Origin of the sequence: Priestia sp. YIM B13486 (genome assembly GCF_042787865.1) — a bacterium.
Lineage (GTDB): Bacteria > Bacillota > Bacilli > Bacillales > Bacillaceae_H > Priestia > Priestia megaterium.
Genome location: NZ_JBHZOZ010000005.1, coordinates 321,899 through 337,358 on the forward strand (window position 1 = coordinate 321,899; position 15,460 = coordinate 337,358).

Sequence of the window (15,460 nt, forward strand, 5' to 3'; positions counted from 1 at the left end):
TATGTTGAAAAAGGTTTAAAGAATAGGGATAACAGGAACGTTAAAAGAAAAAATATAATCAATTCCTCATTTGATTCTAAAGAACTATCCGTGAGCGATTATATCTTTTTATTTAAAAGGAGGATGATTTAACTTGGAACGGAATCATACAATTATGCAATTTTTCGAATGGCATGTGCCAGCTGATGGCGAGCATTGGCAACGCCTTAAAGAGCTCGCTCCTCAACTAAAAGAACAAGGAATTGATTCCGTGTGGATTCCCCCGGTTACAAAAGGTGTTTCATCAGAGGATAATGGCTACGGCGTTTACGACTTATACGATCTTGGCGAATTTGATCAAAAAGGAACCGTTCGTACAAAGTATGGAACCAAGCAAGAGCTGCATGAAGCGATTGATGCCTGTCATAATCATGGAATTAATGTCTATGTGGATATTGTAATGAACCATAAAGCTGCAGCAGATGAAAAAGAAACGTTCCACGTCATTGAAGTGGACCCCATGAACCGAACAGAAGAAATTTCTGAACCTTTTGAAATTGAAGGGTGGACAAAGTTTACATTTGAAGGGCGCGGCGATCAATATTCTTCTTTCAAATGGAACTTTAATCATTTTAACGGCACTGATTACGATGATAAAAATGGAAAAGAAGGCGTTTTTCGTATTGCCGGAGAAAACAAAAGCTGGAACGAAAACGTGGATCAAGAGTTTGGCAACTACGATTATTTAATGTTTGCGAATATTGATTACGATCATCCTGAAGTTCGAGAAGAAATGATCAAATGGGGAAAATGGTTAGCAGACACTCTGCAGTGCGACGGTTATCGATTAGACGCCATTAAACATATTAACCACGATTTTATTAAAGAGTTTGCCCACGAATTGTCCTCTTCTCAAGAAAAGCCCTTTTATTTTGTGGGAGAGTTTTGGAATCCAGAGTTAACAGCCTGTCAGGAATTCCTAGACGTGATTGATTATCAAATCGATTTGTTTGACGTATCGCTGCACTATAAACTGCATGAAGCCTCTCAGCAAGGAAGAGATTTTGATTTAACCACGATTTTTGATGATACATTAGTCAAGACTCACCCTTTGAATGTTGTCACATTTGTAGATAACCATGACTCTCAGCCAAATGAATCTTTAGAATCTTGGGTAGAAGATTGGTTCAAACAGAGTGCTTACGCTCTAATTTTACTTCGTGAAGACGGTTATCCTTGTGTGTTTTACGGAGACTATTTTGGGATAGGCGGAGAGCACCCAATTGAAGGAAAAGAAAAAGATATTTCCGCTCTCTTGCATGTACGCTATGACAAAGCATACGGCCAGCAAGACGATTATTTTGATCACCCGAATACTATTGGATGGGTAAGGCATGGTGTAGAGGAATTTGAGAAGTCTGGATGCGCTGTGGTGATGTCAAACGGTGAAGATGGCGAAAAGAGAATGTTCGTCGGCGAACACCGAAGTGGACAAACGTGGATCGACTTCACAAACAACCGAGAGGACCAAGTTGTGATTGAAGAAGATGGCTACGGACAGTTCCCTGTAAATGGCGGCTCTGTATCCGTTTGGGCTGAAGCATAAAAAAAACAGTGGCCTGCGCCACTGTTTTTTACCATAGACCTAGCAGTTTCCACCACAAGCCGCCAATTCCAATCCAAATGATAATATGAATAATTGAAATTAAAAAGCCGAGCGACCACCATTTTTGCTGCGTTACATAGCCACTACCGAAGAACACCGGTGCCGGTCCACTTCCGTAGTGAGTTAAACAGCCAAATAAATTGCTAAAGAACGCTAAAATTAATGCTGACAGTAACGGAGGCGCACCAGCGGCCACGATGACAGATAAAAATGCTGCGTACATAGCGCTGACGTGAGCCGTGTTACTCGCAAAAAAGTAGTGAGAATAAAAATATGCAATAGCTAATACAATCAACGCCGTCATCCAAGACATATGGCTAACAGTGCCTTTCATCAGATCACTGAACCAAGGAATCATGCCTAGATCATTTAAGAAAGTTGCCATCATAACCAAAACAGCAAACCAGACTAATGTATCCCATGCTCCCTGTTCTTTTTTGATGTCCGACCAGCTTAACACTTGCGTTAAAAGCAGCGCACATAGACCAATAAAAGCAGTTGTTGTTGCATTAATATTTAAATTAGCGCCAAAAATCCACAGCACAAGAAGAAGTAAAAATACGCCAATCATGTACCATTCTTCTTTCTTTAGCGGACCCATTTCATTTAGTTTTTTTGCTGCAATTTCAGATGCTTCCGGCGTTTCTTTTAATTCTGGCGGATACAGCTTATAAATAACGAGCGGAATAACGATTAAACTAATAATTCCAGGTACGATTGCAGCCGCTGCCCAGCCAACCCATGAAATAGTCTTGCCTGTAATTTGTTCCGTCATTTTAACCGCAAGAGGATTGGCCGCCATTGCTGTTACGAACATAGCGGATGTGATCATATCTCCTTGAAACGATACTTTTGTTAAGAAAGCACCGACTCTGCGCTCCGTACCGTCGCCAGTTCTCGATCCGTATGTTTCGGATAAAGAACGAATGATTGGAAGAATAATTCCTCCAGCTCGTGCTGTATTAGACGGCATTGCAGGTGATAAAAGTAAGTCACTTACGATAAGAGAATACGATAGTCCCAACGTCTTTTTACCGAACAAACGAACGAAGATATAGGCAACCCTTGTTCCTAGACCAGTCTTAATAAAACCTCTAGAAATAAAGAATGCAATAACGATTAACCAAATCGTCGTATTTTGAAAACCGCTGAGCGATTGTTCAAGTGTTAATGTATTAGTTAATACAATAATGGTTAAAGATAAAATAGCTACACTGCCCAATGGCAATGGTTTAATGATAAGCCCTACGATAGTAGCCACAAAAATAGCGAATAAGTGCCAAGCCTTCAAATCAAGTCCGGACGGAGGTGTAATAAACCATAAAATAAGTCCGATTGCCAGACAAATTAATAAAGGAATAAATTTCACTTCGCCGGCAGGCTTTTTTGTTGTTTCAGCCATAATCTTTCTCCTTTCATGTTTTTAAATAATAGTAATAGTATGCTCTTTCCACTTCGTACTCAATACTTATCCCATTTAAAATAAAATAATTGTAAAAATACGTTTCGTAAGGATGATATTGTAAAATTGTGAAGTGTTGAGCATAATTCCTTTATTATTTTATCATATATATTGACAATATTTATCTCTTACCTTCATTTTATTCCCTTCAAAATAGCTTGTAAGCGTTATTTTTTTAAAAATAAATAAACTGCATGAATTCATCATGCAGCCTTGCATTTAGCGATTTACTTTTTGAATAAACACGACTTTTAAATAATTACCTGACTTAAATTCTTTTATTGTTTTAAAATCAGCTGGAAGAGCGAACTGCTCCATCATTTTGTACTGTTCTCCTTTTTCATTAAAAGCTTTTTCAATAAACGAATGGAATTTTTTCATATCAAAATTGCTTGCGTTCGTAGATGCTACAATGACACCATTTGGCTTTGTAAGAGCAATAGCTTCTTTTAATAAATCTTTGTAGTCTTTTGCCGCGCTGAACGTATGCTTTTTCGACTTGGCAAAGCTCGGCGGATCTAGCACCACAAGATCGAAGGTCATGTTCTTCTTGACCGCATATTTAAAATACTTGAAAACATCTTCTACGATAATGTCCTGTGCTTCGTGATCAATTCCATTTACACTAAATTGCTCAATTGTTTTAGCCAAGCTGCGATTGGCTAAATCGACACTTGTTGTTTTCGCAGCTCCTCCAAGAGCGGCCGCCACTGAAAATGCGCCTGTATACGAAAACATATTTAGCACGGTCTTTCCTTTTGCATATTTATCTCGAATCGTTTTACGGACGTCTCGCTGATCTAAAAAGACTCCCACCATCGCTCCGTCATTTAAGTAAACGGCAAAACGAATACCATTTTCTTTTATAATTAAAGGGAATTCACCTTTATCCCCTGCTACAAAATCATCTTCTTCAATATACTGACCCTTTACGTTAAAACGTTTTTTCTGGTACAGCCCTTTAAAGTTAGGCGCAGACTTTAAGGCTTCAATGACGTATTCTTTAAATTGATAAATTCCTTCACTATACCAACTCATGACGTAATATCCGTCATAATAATCAATAATCAAGCCGCCGATTCCGTCACCTTCACTATTAAATACGCGAAAAGCAGTTGTGTCTTCAGACGCATAAAAGTCATGACGAGATGAAATAGCTTGCTGAATTTTTCTAGCAAAAAACGCCGCGTCAATTTGCTCATTTTTCTTCTTCGTAAGAATCCATCCGTAGCCTTTGTTTTGTTTTCCATAATAGCCTTTGGCTAAAAATTGATTCTTGGGAGTGACTAAGTTAATAATAACCCCTTCTTCTTGCAGTTTATGACCATCAACAAGCGCATCTTTTTCAATGAGTGGATAACCCTTGTTCACTTTTTTAATAAAAGCTTCTTTGGCTATAACTTGTACTTCTTTTCTCATGTGTACACCCTATCTATTTAATTTATTTCATTCTAGTTCTATCCATTTTACAACAATAATCTACATTTATCTTAACATAGATAAACAGCCCCGTTTCTAGTTATAAATAGAAAAGCAGAGGATGCCTTGAAACACCCTCTGCTTGATATGAATAAAAAATGAAATGTATGTTTTATGTTTCAAGATAAAAAATTATGAGCACTCTTGCCCCGTATAAGCATCGAACTGAGTGACGTTTTTTTCTGCTAAAATACCTTTCAATTTTGCTGTACGAGCCAAAGCGCTTCTTGTCGCCTTTAGCTATGTCTTTATTGTAAGAGCGGCACATGAATGCACTGTGAAGCCCGGCTGAATGCTATCTGAACAAATTCTGAAAGATAGCTGAATAACTTCTAGTTAAACTTGTCATATAAATGTTCAACGTTCTTAACAACAGCTCAACAAATCCAGCGCTTCTCTTTATATTTCCTCAACAATCAAATGATTTAATAAGTGTATGAATACAATTTGGAGGTTATCAACCATGAAAAAACGAGTATCTCTTGGACTATCTCTCACCCTTTTAGCTTCTAGTGCCGCTTCTGCTTTTGCAGCAGAGCATCACCCAGTTCAACATCCAAAACAAATCAAAAGCGTCGAGTTTCAGCCAATGAAAGCACCTACTACGATTGAAAATATGATTAAAACGTATACAGAGGCATCTGTAAAAGTAACGTATAAAGATGGAAGCGTTGAAGAAACGCCGCTTAACTATAACCAGCTCTTTCTTTCAAAAGATAAAATTGTCGATAATAAAGGGGAATTAATCGCCGCAGGTACACCGATCGATGCAAACGGGGATCCGATTATTGACCGAAGCGTTCCTGATAAGCCATCACCGTACGTATCAGACGCACCGGATTCAAACAGCTTTATCACCATCAACGGTAAGTCTTATATTATTTCACATTATGAATATGAATCTGTTAATAATGCTGGAAAAGAGATTTCCGGTCTTCCCGCTTCAATGACGCTTACACAAGTTGACCGAGATGATAAAACAGGAAAATTAACGGTCAACCATGCTAAAAAAATTGATTTTTCCAATGTAAATGGTTTATGGACGCCGTGTAATGGCTCTACAACGGATTGGGGTACTCACCTTGGTTCAGAAGAATATGAGCCCGATGCACGTGCTTTTGAAGATCCTTCATCCAGCTCTTATAAAGACGTCACGAACTTCGCTAAGCTTTATTTCGGCGACACGTCAAAAGCAAATCCTTACTACTACGGCTGGATTCCAGAAATTTCAGTGGATGAAAGCGGCCATGCATCCGTCGTAAAACATTACAGCACAGGCCGTTTTTCACACGAAATGATGCAGGTACTTCCAGATAACAAAACCGCTCTTTTTGGAGACGATGGGTCTAATACCATGATGTTTATGTATGTAGCAGATAAGGAAAAAGACTTCTCAGCAGGAACTCTTTATGCGGCAAAGTTTAAACAAACGAGCACAGAAAATGGAGGTAAAGGCGACCTTCAGTGGATTAAGCTTGGCCATGCAACAGACAATGAAGTGAAAACAATAATCGACAAAGGCACAAAATTTAGTGATATTTTTGAAACAGCTGACCAGCCTAAAAAAGGATTTAAAGCTGTGAAAACCGCTGCAAGTAAAAAAGTTGAATACCTAAAAGTAAAGCCTGGTATGGAAAAAGCAGCTGCCTTTTTAGAATCACGCCGATACGGTGCAATTTTAGGTGCAACATCTGAATTCAACAAGATGGAAGGACTAACGGTTAACAAAAAAGACAAAAAAGCGTATATGGCTATTTCTTACCAAAATAGTGCCATGCTAAAAGAATCTGGCGCTGTACAAGATGATATCCAGCTTCCAAAATTAGAGTCTGGTGTGACCTACCAGCTGAACTTAGGATCGCATCAAAAAGACCAAGCAAACGGCAAGATTAACAGTCGCTACGTTCCTGCAAGCATGGAAGGGCTACTGATTGGACAAGATCTAGAAAAAGCAGATGCATACGGTAATACAGCGGACCCAAATAAAATTGCCAACCCTGACAACCTTACGTATTCAAATGACTTAAATACACTGTTTATCGGAGAAGACAGCTCACTGCATACAAACAACTTCGTATGGGCTTATAATGTAAAAACTAAAAAACTATCACGCATCCTTTCAGTTCCAGTGGGAGCAGAAGCAACAGGACTTCGTGCAGTAGAAAACATTCAAAACTCTCGCTACGTACTAAGCAACTATCAGCACCCGGGCGAGGACATCAGCGACAAAAATATTACCGCTGTTGATAAAGAAGAGCTAGCTAATGCAATGAAAGAAAGCATCGGCATTCAAGAAACTGGTGGTGTCGGATACATTTCTGGACTGCCTTCTAAGGACGGCGCTCCTTACAAAAAGCATTAATACGTAATGAAGCCACGTCTGTTGTGCAGTGACAGACGTGGTTTTTTATATAGTCGAAGTTATTTATAAAATCGTTTATCGTAATCATAATTATGGTGAATACTTTATAATATCCTTGGAGAAAGTGCCTACACACAAACCAAATGCTTTAGGATATTTATTCGCGGGTATCCGGTACATGCCTTCAAGCTTGCTTTTAATTGCTTACACCCCACTAATACTAGATATAAAAGTTGTTTCAATAAGTATTTCCAGCAAAACAAAACCACTCGTTCCCTTGCACTTTTCGTTCCATACCATTAAAGTATATATTGGTTGAAGTTTATACTGACATTCAACCTTATAAAAGAAATTACACTTTTTAATTTTGGGAAGATGTTTTCCCTAAGAGAAAGGGTTTAGATATAAGATGAAAGATAATTTTTGGCATGAGTTGCCGCGTCCGTTTTTTATTTTGGCACCGATGGAAGCTGTGACGGATGTCGTTTTTCGCCATGTTGTGACCGAAGCAGCACGACCTGACGTATTTTTTACAGAGTTTACGAATACGGAAAGCTACTGCCATCCGAAAGGAAAAGATAGCGTAAAAGGACGTTTGACGTTTACAGATGATGAACAGCCAATCGTTGCGCACATTTGGGGAGACAAGCCTGAGTACTTCCGTCAAATGAGTATCGGCATGGCTGAAATGGGATTTCGCGGCATTGATATTAATATGGGCTGCCCTGTGCAGAACGTTGCAGGAAATGGAAAAGGTTCTGGTCTGATTCGCCGTCCAGATACTGCGGCTGAGATTATCCAGGCAGCCAAAGCTGGAGGGCTTCCAGTAAGCGTAAAGACTCGTCTTGGCTATACGCAAGTTGACGAGTGGTACGACTGGCTGAAGCACATTTTAGAACAGGATATCGTGAACCTTTCTATTCACCTTCGTACGAAAAAAGAAATGAGCGATGTTGACGCGCACTGGGAGTTAATTCCGGAGATCAAGAAGCTTCGTGACGAAATTGCGCCTCATACGCTACTAACAATTAACGGTGATATTCCTGACCGCCAGAAAGGTCTTGAACTTGCTGAAAAGTATGGCGTTGATGGAATCATGATTGGACGCGGGATTTTCCATAATCCGTTTGCGTTTGAAAAAGAAAAGAAAGAGCACACAAGCGAAGAGCTATTAGAACTTCTTCGCCTGCAGCTAGATCTTCATGATAAGTATTCTGAAGAATTAGAGCCGCGCCCTTTCAAACCGCTTCGACGCTTTTTCAAAATTTACGTTCGCGGATTCCGCGGTGCAAGTGAATTAAGAAATCTACTCATGAGCACGGAAACAACTGACGAAGTGCGTGCGTTGCTTGATGAGTTTAAAGACAGAGCTGGAGTGAAAGAAGACGAAGGTTTTTCTGTTTCTTAAATAAGATCTCGTTTGCTTAAACTCAATTGTTCTAACATTTTATCGGAGAGAAGAACCTCTTGTTCTTTTTTATAGACGTATGCTATTTATCCACATATGATAAAAGCTGAGGCAGAAGGTTTTACATTTCCTTCTGCCTCAGCTTTTAATGAAAAAATATCCACACGATCTATTTATGATAAGGTTCATTTCGAATAATACGAAAAGCTCGGTAAATCTGTTCTACTAATACTAGGCGCATAAGCTGATGAGGAAACGTCATCTTTGAAAAAGAAAGGGCTGCGTTTGAGCGTTTCATTACTTCGCTGCTTAAACCAAGCGACCCGCCAATGACAAACGCTACTTTGCTTTTTCCGTAGGTAGCTAATGAATCAATTTCTTTTGCGAGTTCCTCGGAAGACTTTTGTTTTCCGTTAATAGCTAATGCGATCACATAAGTATCGTCTGAGATTTTCGCTAAGATGCGCTCTCCTTCTTTTTGTTTTACCTGTTCCATTTCAGATTCACTTAAGTTTTCTGGCGCTTTTTCATCTGCAAGCTCAATAATTTCTACTTTTGCATAGCTTGATAAACGCTTTAAATATTCTTGAATGCCTTGTTTTAAGTATTTTTCTTTTAGCTTTCCAATGGTTATAATAGAGATATTCACAGGCTATTCTCCTCTCCTTTATCTCTTATCCACAGATATTATCCACATATCCACATGCTGTATCCACATTTTGTATAAGAATATCAGTTCCCTACTACATATACAGCTTCATTGTCACAATATTCACAGCTTTTTTTGTCAGTGGAATTTTCTATTTTTTCAAAAACCGGCGCTAGCTCAATCTCATCTACCATTACATCCAGCGCTAGTTCTGTATGTTCTAAACAGCAATATATCTTCATGTATTTATCTTCCTTTCTCTATTCTTTTCATTAAAAAACCACAGGAGTTTATCCCCTGTGGATAACTTTTCTTTCACTTCATTTGACGCGTTAATTTTACTTCTGTGGATTTCTTTTTGCCGTCTCGATAGAACGTTACGTTCATTTTATCGCCAATTTCTTTTTCAATGTAGAGGTGTTTGCGAAGTGTCGCAATGTCCCTTACTTTGCTGTGATCTAACTCAACAATCACATCATATTCCTTTAATCCGGCTTTAGCGGCTGGCGAACCTGGCTCAACTTTTAGAACAGCGACTCCGTTTACTACATCATGCGGTAACTTAAGGGTTTCTTTTAAATGATACCCTGATACCTCACTTAATGATAGTGTACTAACTCCAAGATATGGACGTCTGACTTCACCATATCGTTCTAAGTCATTAATAATGGGTCTAGCCATGTTGATTGGAATCGCAAGACCAATGCCTTCTACTGCTTCTTGGGCAATTTTCATGGAATTAATACCGATTAATTCACCATCAATATTAACAAGAGCACCCCCGCTATTACCAGGGTTAATGGCGGCATCTGTTTGAATAACTTCTGATTGCCAATCAGGATTTCCATCGCCATTCAAATCTTGAGGAATGACACGGTTAACCCCTGAGACAACTCCTTGTGTAACGGAGCCAGAAAATTGAAGGCCTAGCGGGTTTCCGATCGCAATCACTGGTTCACCAGCTTTAAGCTTATCAGAATTTCCGAAGGTAGCGACTTTTGTCACGTGGCCTGCGTCAATTTCAAGAACTGCTAAGTCCATTAAATCATCGCTGCCAAGAATTTTAGCCGATACTCTTGTACCGTTACTGAAGCTCACTTCAATTTCGTTAGCGCCTTTAATGACATGATAGTTTGTCACAATATAAGCTTTATTGCCTTGCTTTTTGTAAATAACACCTGAGCCCGTCCCGGCATCAGTTCGTTCATCATTCCAAAAGCTTTCAGAGTTCTGAATGTTTACAACTCCTACAACTGCTGCATTGACTTCAGAAACAGCTTTTGTGACGGCCGTAGTGACGTCAAGAGATACTGATTTTTGAATGGTAGACCCTGTTTGTTCATCTCCATTTTCATCATCCATCCATCCGTATGGCAAAATCCCGTTCCTCACCAAGGCTGGCATAAGAAGCAGTACAATAAGTGCACCTATAATAGCTCCAATCAGAGCAGAAGCGAAATATCCTCTGCGGCGTTTAGGCGGCCGACTATTTGGCTCTTGGCCTTCATCATAATGTTCCACACTATCACCGAACCCTTCATTTATCATCGTGAATGTCTGCATTCACGTACTAAATGAAGTTATTTTTCGCTTCCTTTCTAGAGACTATACATAAACAATATCAGTTGGTCTTTTTGGATCTGTATCACATAGGAGAATATTGTCCTCTACACTGATGTCTTTCTGTTGTAACACTTGCGCAACAGACATGCGGGCAATTTCCTTCATGTTATTGTCTTGACTCAAATGCGCTAAGTAAATGCGTTTGGTTTGATCTCCAATCACATCTGCCATTGCAAGAGCCGCGTCTTCATTTGATACATGTCCCACGTCGCTTAGAATTCGTCTTTTAATGCTCCAAGGGTAGCGCCCCATTCTCAGCATTTCAACGTCATGATTGCTTTCAAATACGTACATATCGCTATTTTTAATCGTACCTTTCATGCGGTCACTTACATAGCCGGTATCCGTAATAAGGGTTAATTTTTTAGGTCCTTGATGAAAGACATAAAACATAGGCTCTGCAGCATCATGCGAAACGCCAAAAGACTCCACTTCCAATTGACCAAACGATTTCGTTTGGCCAATTTCAAAGTGAAACTTCTGTTCCGTATCAATGTTGCCGATCAAGCCATCCATTGCGTTCCACGTTTTTTCATTTGCGAAAATAGGGAGCTTATATTTACGTGCCAGAACACCTAGTCCTTTAATATGGTCACTATGTTCATGAGTCACTAAAATTCCTGATAAATCTGGGATATTGCGATTTACTTGTTGAAATAGAGCTTCCATTTGTTTTCCGCTCAGCCCTGCATCAACTAGTAAGGAATGTTCTCCATCACTTACTAAAATCGCATTTCCTGTGCTCCCACTCGCTAGCACGCTGAAATGCAGGCTCATTTATCTCACTCCAAATACTTATTTATTTCCTTTTTTAATAATCTGCCCTTCAAAGGCATTTACAAAATAACTCGTATCTCCATTTACAATAACATGCCAAGTTGGTGCTAAAACTTGAGAATTTAGTAGCGGCAGATCAAACGTATAGTACCCAAACTCTACTTTTGTTACAGAATCTTTCTTTTTCAATTCACCCTTCAAAAACAAATTTTCTAATGCTTTTAAAGGCGTTAAAACATCCTGCTCATCATCTAACGTTTTCACAGAACCTAGCATTGTTTGTTCATACGAAATAATTTCACCTTTATCATTTAAATGAGCAATAATCATGCCATTTTCATTATCAAAGATTTTATGCTTCTTATATTGTTGAAAGAATGTAACTGTTTTTTTCTCTTTATTAACATTCCATAGCTCATAATCTTTACCCGAGAGCACATACCGTTTTAGAAATTGACTTAGCTTTGCTTCGGGACTTTTTTCAGGTACTGAAAAAGGTTTGTCTAGTACACTTCGAATTGTTTTTTCCTCAAGCAGCGCTGCTTTTTGCTCTTTCAGCTTTTTCAAGTCTTCTTCTTTAAACAGCTTACTTTTAGCATTTAGCGATGAAGCTTCTTTCACATCTATAGGTAAATGTTTATATTCAATGCCTTCACTCGTTAATTGTTCTTCAACGCTCGACTCTACAAATAGAGAGTACTGATCTTCTTGATGAGTCTTAAAAATCTGATAGCCTAAGTAAATATTAAGGATCAAGAAAGTGAAAATAAAGATGGTTTTTGTTCTATTCCAATCCATCGTTATCGCCTCCTTCGGTCGGCGGTGCAATTCGATACCACTTACTATTATAATAATAGAACCAAGAAGGAACGAGTTTGACAGAGTTAGAATTAAACTCAACCGTCTTTTCACCGGTTTTTGGCTGCTGGGAGACTTCTTCTAGCTGATAGCCTATTGAAATATCTTTTAACAGATTCGGGTCAAAGTTTTGGTGTTTTTCAATTAATTGAATCACCTTTTGAGATGACTGCAGCTTTTCTACACTCGAATCCTGTACTCTCACAAAACGATAAAGAGGACGACGGTAATTTAAAATCTCCGCATTTCCCCATCTTTGATATATTTCAGTCATTCCCTGATTGCTGTACACTGGATAGTTATCTTTATAATAACGATAGCTAATTTCTTTTGTAATACGATTCCAGCTGTTGAACCTGTAATTAGATTCCGTCCAGCCGCCGTGGTCATTAACGAAGCTAAAGCTGCGGTTTATTAAATTATAATCTTCCATTACTTCGGTCGTGGAATTTACAAGATTCACATATTCCATCACATCTGTCTTCGTATTAACATTAATCACTTTTGTACCTTCGGTGTAGACATCTCGGTTTGTAGACGTTTCTTTCCGTGCATAGTCTGGGTTGTTAAAAAGCGCTTCCTTATATTTTTCAATATCTAAATGCCTCATGCTCGTATAGTAGACTTCACTATTCATCGTGATATTGTTTTCCGGAAGGAAGATATACCGATTTTTGTTTTCTTTATATACAAAGCTCGGGGCATACGTACGTTTCATCTTATCTTCTAATTCTTTGATATCATCTTTGGCCAAATTCTTGACTGTAACCGAATAAATCTTTTTTTGCTCATAATTCACAAGATACACACTCACGAAAAAGGAAGGTGTACGCTTAATTTTAATGAGTACACGGTCAAATGTTTGATTAGGCAAAGACGTTTGAGAAAATGAAAAAAGCTGTTGAAATGTTTTCAAAGGCAGCGCGTCTGGATACAACACTTCAATAGAATTACTTCCATGGACATAATTTAAAAATCCATCAGGAGAAATAGCATCCGAAACGTCCGTCACATTCGAAAATTTCCACTTTTTCATTTCATTTACCCATTTGTTTACATCATCTTCGTCGTGAGACATGTAGTGATTATCGTTTCGATGATAGAGAACTTCTGTTGGAAGAATATGATCTTCTATTTTACTTTTTGAACTGACTTCAACTTCCTGCAAATGTTGATTTTTTGAAATGACCTTATAAGAAGGCTGATACGTCCATATATGATACGTCATAATTAAACTGGAAGCGACGAGAACAACTAAGATGGCCGTTTTGATATGTTCATACCTCATTCCCATTCGTCATCATTCTCACTTTCAATAGGAAGAGTAAAGTAAATCGTTGTTCCTTTTCCTTCCTGACTATCTGCCCAAATACGTCCATCATGTGCTTCAATAATTTCCTTGGCAATAGCAAGCCCTAATCCTGTTCCGCCTAATTTACGCGTTCGTGCTTTGTCTACACGATAGAAGCGTTCGAAAATTTTAGCTAAATTTGATTTTGGAATTCCCATACCTTGGTCTTTAATGCTCACAACAATTTCATGCGTATGCTGAGCAATTGAAAATGTAATGGTTCCGCCTTCAGGTGAATATTTTATTGCATTGGAAATAATGTTATCTAATACTTGTGTAATTTTATCTTGATCGATAGCGACATAGATTGCTTCATTTGGCAAGTCGCGCACGAACGAAATACCTTGTTCAATTGTCATTTCAAAGCGATCAATGATGTAATGATAAAACTTCACAAAATTGATTGGGTCACGACTAAATCGGTAGTCTTGGCTATCTAGCTTAGATAATTGAAGCAAGTCGTTAACGAGACGAATCATTCGTTCTGTTTCCGTTTGCGTTACATTTAAAAATGTTGGAGCTAAGTCCTTATCTTCCCATGCTCCTTCTGCAAGCGCATCTAAATAACTGCGCATCGTTGTTAACGGCGTACGCAATTCATGTGAAACATTCGCTACGAATTCTCGGCGATCTTGATCAATTTTCTCCTGCTCTGTAATATCATGCAAGACAATGATAATTCCGTTAATAAAACCGGTCTCTTTTTGAATAGCGGAAATGGTAGCTCTTAAAATAAAAGGATCCGATTTTGTACTAAAGTCCAAAATTAATGACTCTTGATTAGCGAGCAAGCTTTCAAACGTATGCGTTTCTTCAAGATCTAATAGGGAAACAACTGGGTCAGATAAAACCGTTTCACGTGAAACATTTAGCATAGCTGCGGCTGGATCATTAATTAAAATTACTCTTCCCTTTCGATCCGTCGCAATAACGCCGTCCGTCATATGAGCTAATACTGAACTAAGCTTACGGCGCTCCCCTTCTGTAGTTGCCTGTGCTTCTTGAAGCTTTCTTGTTAAGTTGTTGAATGTGAGAGCTAGCTGACCAATCTCATCATACCCGTATACCTTAGCTTTTCTCGTAAAATTCCCTTTGGCCATCTCAAGTGCTTGTTTTCTCATTTCAGACATTGGACGAGTAATCGTCTGAGCTAAAAACACGCCTAAAATAGCTGTAATAAAAAGAGCAATTACCGTCCCTGCTTTAAAGATCTGATTGATATTACTCATTTGATCGTAAACAGGCTCCATGGAAGCTGTTAAGTAAATAGCACCTAAGATTTCTTCGCTAGACTGAACTTTTCCATTTTTATTAGTTGAATTTGATTGACTGGCACCTACTTTATCCTGTAAACGAATAGGCTGTATCATAACTCTGATTCGCTGTCCGCTTTGATCAACAAATACATTATCAGAGTTTGTTCCTGCTAACAACGCATTTGTAATCGCTAAATCATTAGTCTTTTTACCTATGATCTGTTGAGGATTTGAGTTCGATGTAGCAATGATTCTTCTATTTTGGTCAATGACTCTTACTTCAGAGATGTCATTCATATCATTTGAAGCTAAATTGGGTCTTGAAGCAAAATCTCGTAAAATAGTCTTTAAGTCTTCCTCAAGAGTGGGTGAATCATCATCACGATTTTTCACCATTTCTTGTCCAATATTATACGTCAGCAAGTCTGTCCGCTCTTGAAGAGACGTTCGAAAGTTGTTAACTAATTCTTTTTCTAATTGTCGTGCAAAATAGACCCCAATAATTTGCATCGCAATTAAAATGAGCAGCACATAAATCAATACAAACTTTAAATGAATAGATTGCAGGAGCCTTACTTTCTTCATCTAAA

General features: G+C 38.5%; 12 protein-coding genes. 3 read left to right on the forward strand and 9 right to left on the reverse strand.

Annotation, left to right across the window (positions count from 1 at the left end):
• The first annotated feature begins 133 nt into the window (after window positions 1-133).
• Window positions 134-1,585 carry an alpha-amylase gene (locus ACFX4G_RS16300; RefSeq protein WP_014457695.1) on the forward strand — a complete coding sequence of 484 codons (1,452 nt, stop codon included), beginning with the start codon at window positions 134-136 and terminating at the stop codon, window positions 1,583-1,585.
• 28 nt (window positions 1,586-1,613) lie between these two features.
• Here the strand turns inward: ACFX4G_RS16300 and ACFX4G_RS16305 are convergent, their stop codons facing one another.
• Together ACFX4G_RS16305 and ACFX4G_RS16310 are read right to left on the reverse strand one after the other, a co-directional pair.
• Window positions 1,614-3,047: an anion permease gene (locus tag ACFX4G_RS16305; RefSeq protein WP_043977584.1), complete on the reverse strand. Its 1,434-nt coding sequence runs from the start codon at window positions 3,045-3,047 to the stop codon at window positions 1,614-1,616.
• Window positions 3,048-3,326: 279 nt separating this feature from the next.
• Complete coding sequence (locus tag ACFX4G_RS16310; RefSeq protein WP_377575714.1) at window positions 3,327-4,526, reverse strand: class I SAM-dependent rRNA methyltransferase; 1,200 nt, start codon at window positions 4,524-4,526, stop codon at window positions 3,327-3,329.
• Between the two features lie 523 nt (window positions 4,527-5,049).
• Here ACFX4G_RS16310 and ACFX4G_RS16315 point away from each other — a divergent pair.
• Window positions 5,050-6,948 (forward strand): PhoX family protein, encoded by a 1,899-nt coding sequence (locus ACFX4G_RS16315; protein WP_318331360.1) that lies wholly within the window; start codon window positions 5,050-5,052, stop codon window positions 6,946-6,948.
• 409 nt (window positions 6,949-7,357) lie between these two features.
• Window positions 7,358-8,356, forward strand: coding sequence for a tRNA dihydrouridine synthase (locus tag ACFX4G_RS16320; protein ID WP_014457691.1), 999 nt, complete (start codon window positions 7,358-7,360; stop codon window positions 8,354-8,356).
• 169 nt (window positions 8,357-8,525) lie between these two features.
• Here the strand turns inward: ACFX4G_RS16320 and rlmH are convergent, their stop codons facing one another.
• The 7 genes from rlmH to walK form a co-directional block, all read right to left on the reverse strand.
• Entirely contained in the window at window positions 8,526-9,005 is a 480-nt protein-coding gene (gene rlmH / locus ACFX4G_RS16325; protein ID WP_043977590.1) for a 23S rRNA (pseudouridine(1915)-N(3))-methyltransferase RlmH, read from the reverse strand.
• A gap of 83 nt (window positions 9,006-9,088) precedes the next feature.
• On the reverse strand, window positions 9,089-9,247 hold the full coding sequence (locus tag ACFX4G_RS16330) for a CxxH/CxxC protein (protein ID WP_013059901.1): 159 nt from the start codon (window positions 9,245-9,247) through the stop codon (window positions 9,089-9,091).
• Between the two features lie 73 nt (window positions 9,248-9,320).
• Entirely contained in the window at window positions 9,321-10,553 is a 1,233-nt protein-coding gene (locus ACFX4G_RS16335; protein WP_097824961.1) for a S1C family serine protease, read from the reverse strand.
• A gap of 57 nt (window positions 10,554-10,610) precedes the next feature.
• On the reverse strand, window positions 10,611-11,405 hold the full coding sequence (locus ACFX4G_RS16340) for an MBL fold metallo-hydrolase (RefSeq protein ID WP_097824952.1): 795 nt from the start codon (window positions 11,403-11,405) through the stop codon (window positions 10,611-10,613).
• 18 nt (window positions 11,406-11,423) lie between these two features.
• Entirely contained in the window at window positions 11,424-12,203 is a 780-nt protein-coding gene (locus tag ACFX4G_RS16345; protein ID WP_097824953.1) for a two-component system regulatory protein YycI, read from the reverse strand.
• On the reverse strand, window positions 12,190-13,557 hold the full coding sequence (locus ACFX4G_RS16350; RefSeq protein ID WP_028409756.1) for a YycH family regulatory protein: 1,368 nt from the start codon (window positions 13,555-13,557) through the stop codon (window positions 12,190-12,192). Before ACFX4G_RS16350 ends, ACFX4G_RS16345 begins: the two co-directional genes overlap by 14 nt.
• Complete coding sequence (gene walK / locus ACFX4G_RS16355) at window positions 13,548-15,455, reverse strand: cell wall metabolism sensor histidine kinase WalK (protein ID WP_097824955.1); 1,908 nt, start codon at window positions 15,453-15,455, stop codon at window positions 13,548-13,550. The genes ACFX4G_RS16350 and walK overlap by 10 nt, the downstream gene beginning before the upstream one ends.
• Window positions 15,456-15,460 lie beyond the last annotated feature (5 nt).

Coding starts and splice junctions, on each gene's coding strand:
- ACFX4G_RS16305 (WP_043977584.1), bottom strand. CDS start 3,047: ATGGCTGAAACAACAAAAAAGCCTGCCGGCGAAGTGAAATTTATTCCT.
- ACFX4G_RS16310 (WP_377575714.1), bottom strand. CDS start 4,526: ATGAGAAAAGAAGTACAAGTTATAGCCAAAGAAGCTTTTATTAAAAAA.
- ACFX4G_RS16315 (WP_318331360.1), top strand. CDS start 5,050: ATGAAAAAACGAGTATCTCTTGGACTATCTCTCACCCTTTTAGCTTCT.
- ACFX4G_RS16320 (WP_014457691.1), top strand. CDS start 7,358: ATGAAAGATAATTTTTGGCATGAGTTGCCGCGTCCGTTTTTTATTTTG.
- ACFX4G_RS16330 (WP_013059901.1), bottom strand. CDS start 9,247: ATGAAGATATATTGCTGTTTAGAACATACAGAACTAGCGCTGGATGTA.
- ACFX4G_RS16335 (WP_097824961.1), bottom strand. CDS start 10,553: ATGATAAATGAAGGGTTCGGTGATAGTGTGGAACATTATGATGAAGGC.
- ACFX4G_RS16340 (WP_097824952.1), bottom strand. CDS start 11,405: ATGAGCCTGCATTTCAGCGTGCTAGCGAGTGGGAGCACAGGAAATGCG.
- ACFX4G_RS16345 (WP_097824953.1), bottom strand. CDS start 12,203: ATGGATTGGAATAGAACAAAAACCATCTTTATTTTCACTTTCTTGATC.
- ACFX4G_RS16350 (WP_028409756.1), bottom strand. CDS start 13,557: ATGGGAATGAGGTATGAACATATCAAAACGGCCATCTTAGTTGTTCTC.
- walK (WP_097824955.1), bottom strand. CDS start 15,455: ATGAAGAAAGTAAGGCTCCTGCAATCTATTCATTTAAAGTTTGTATTG.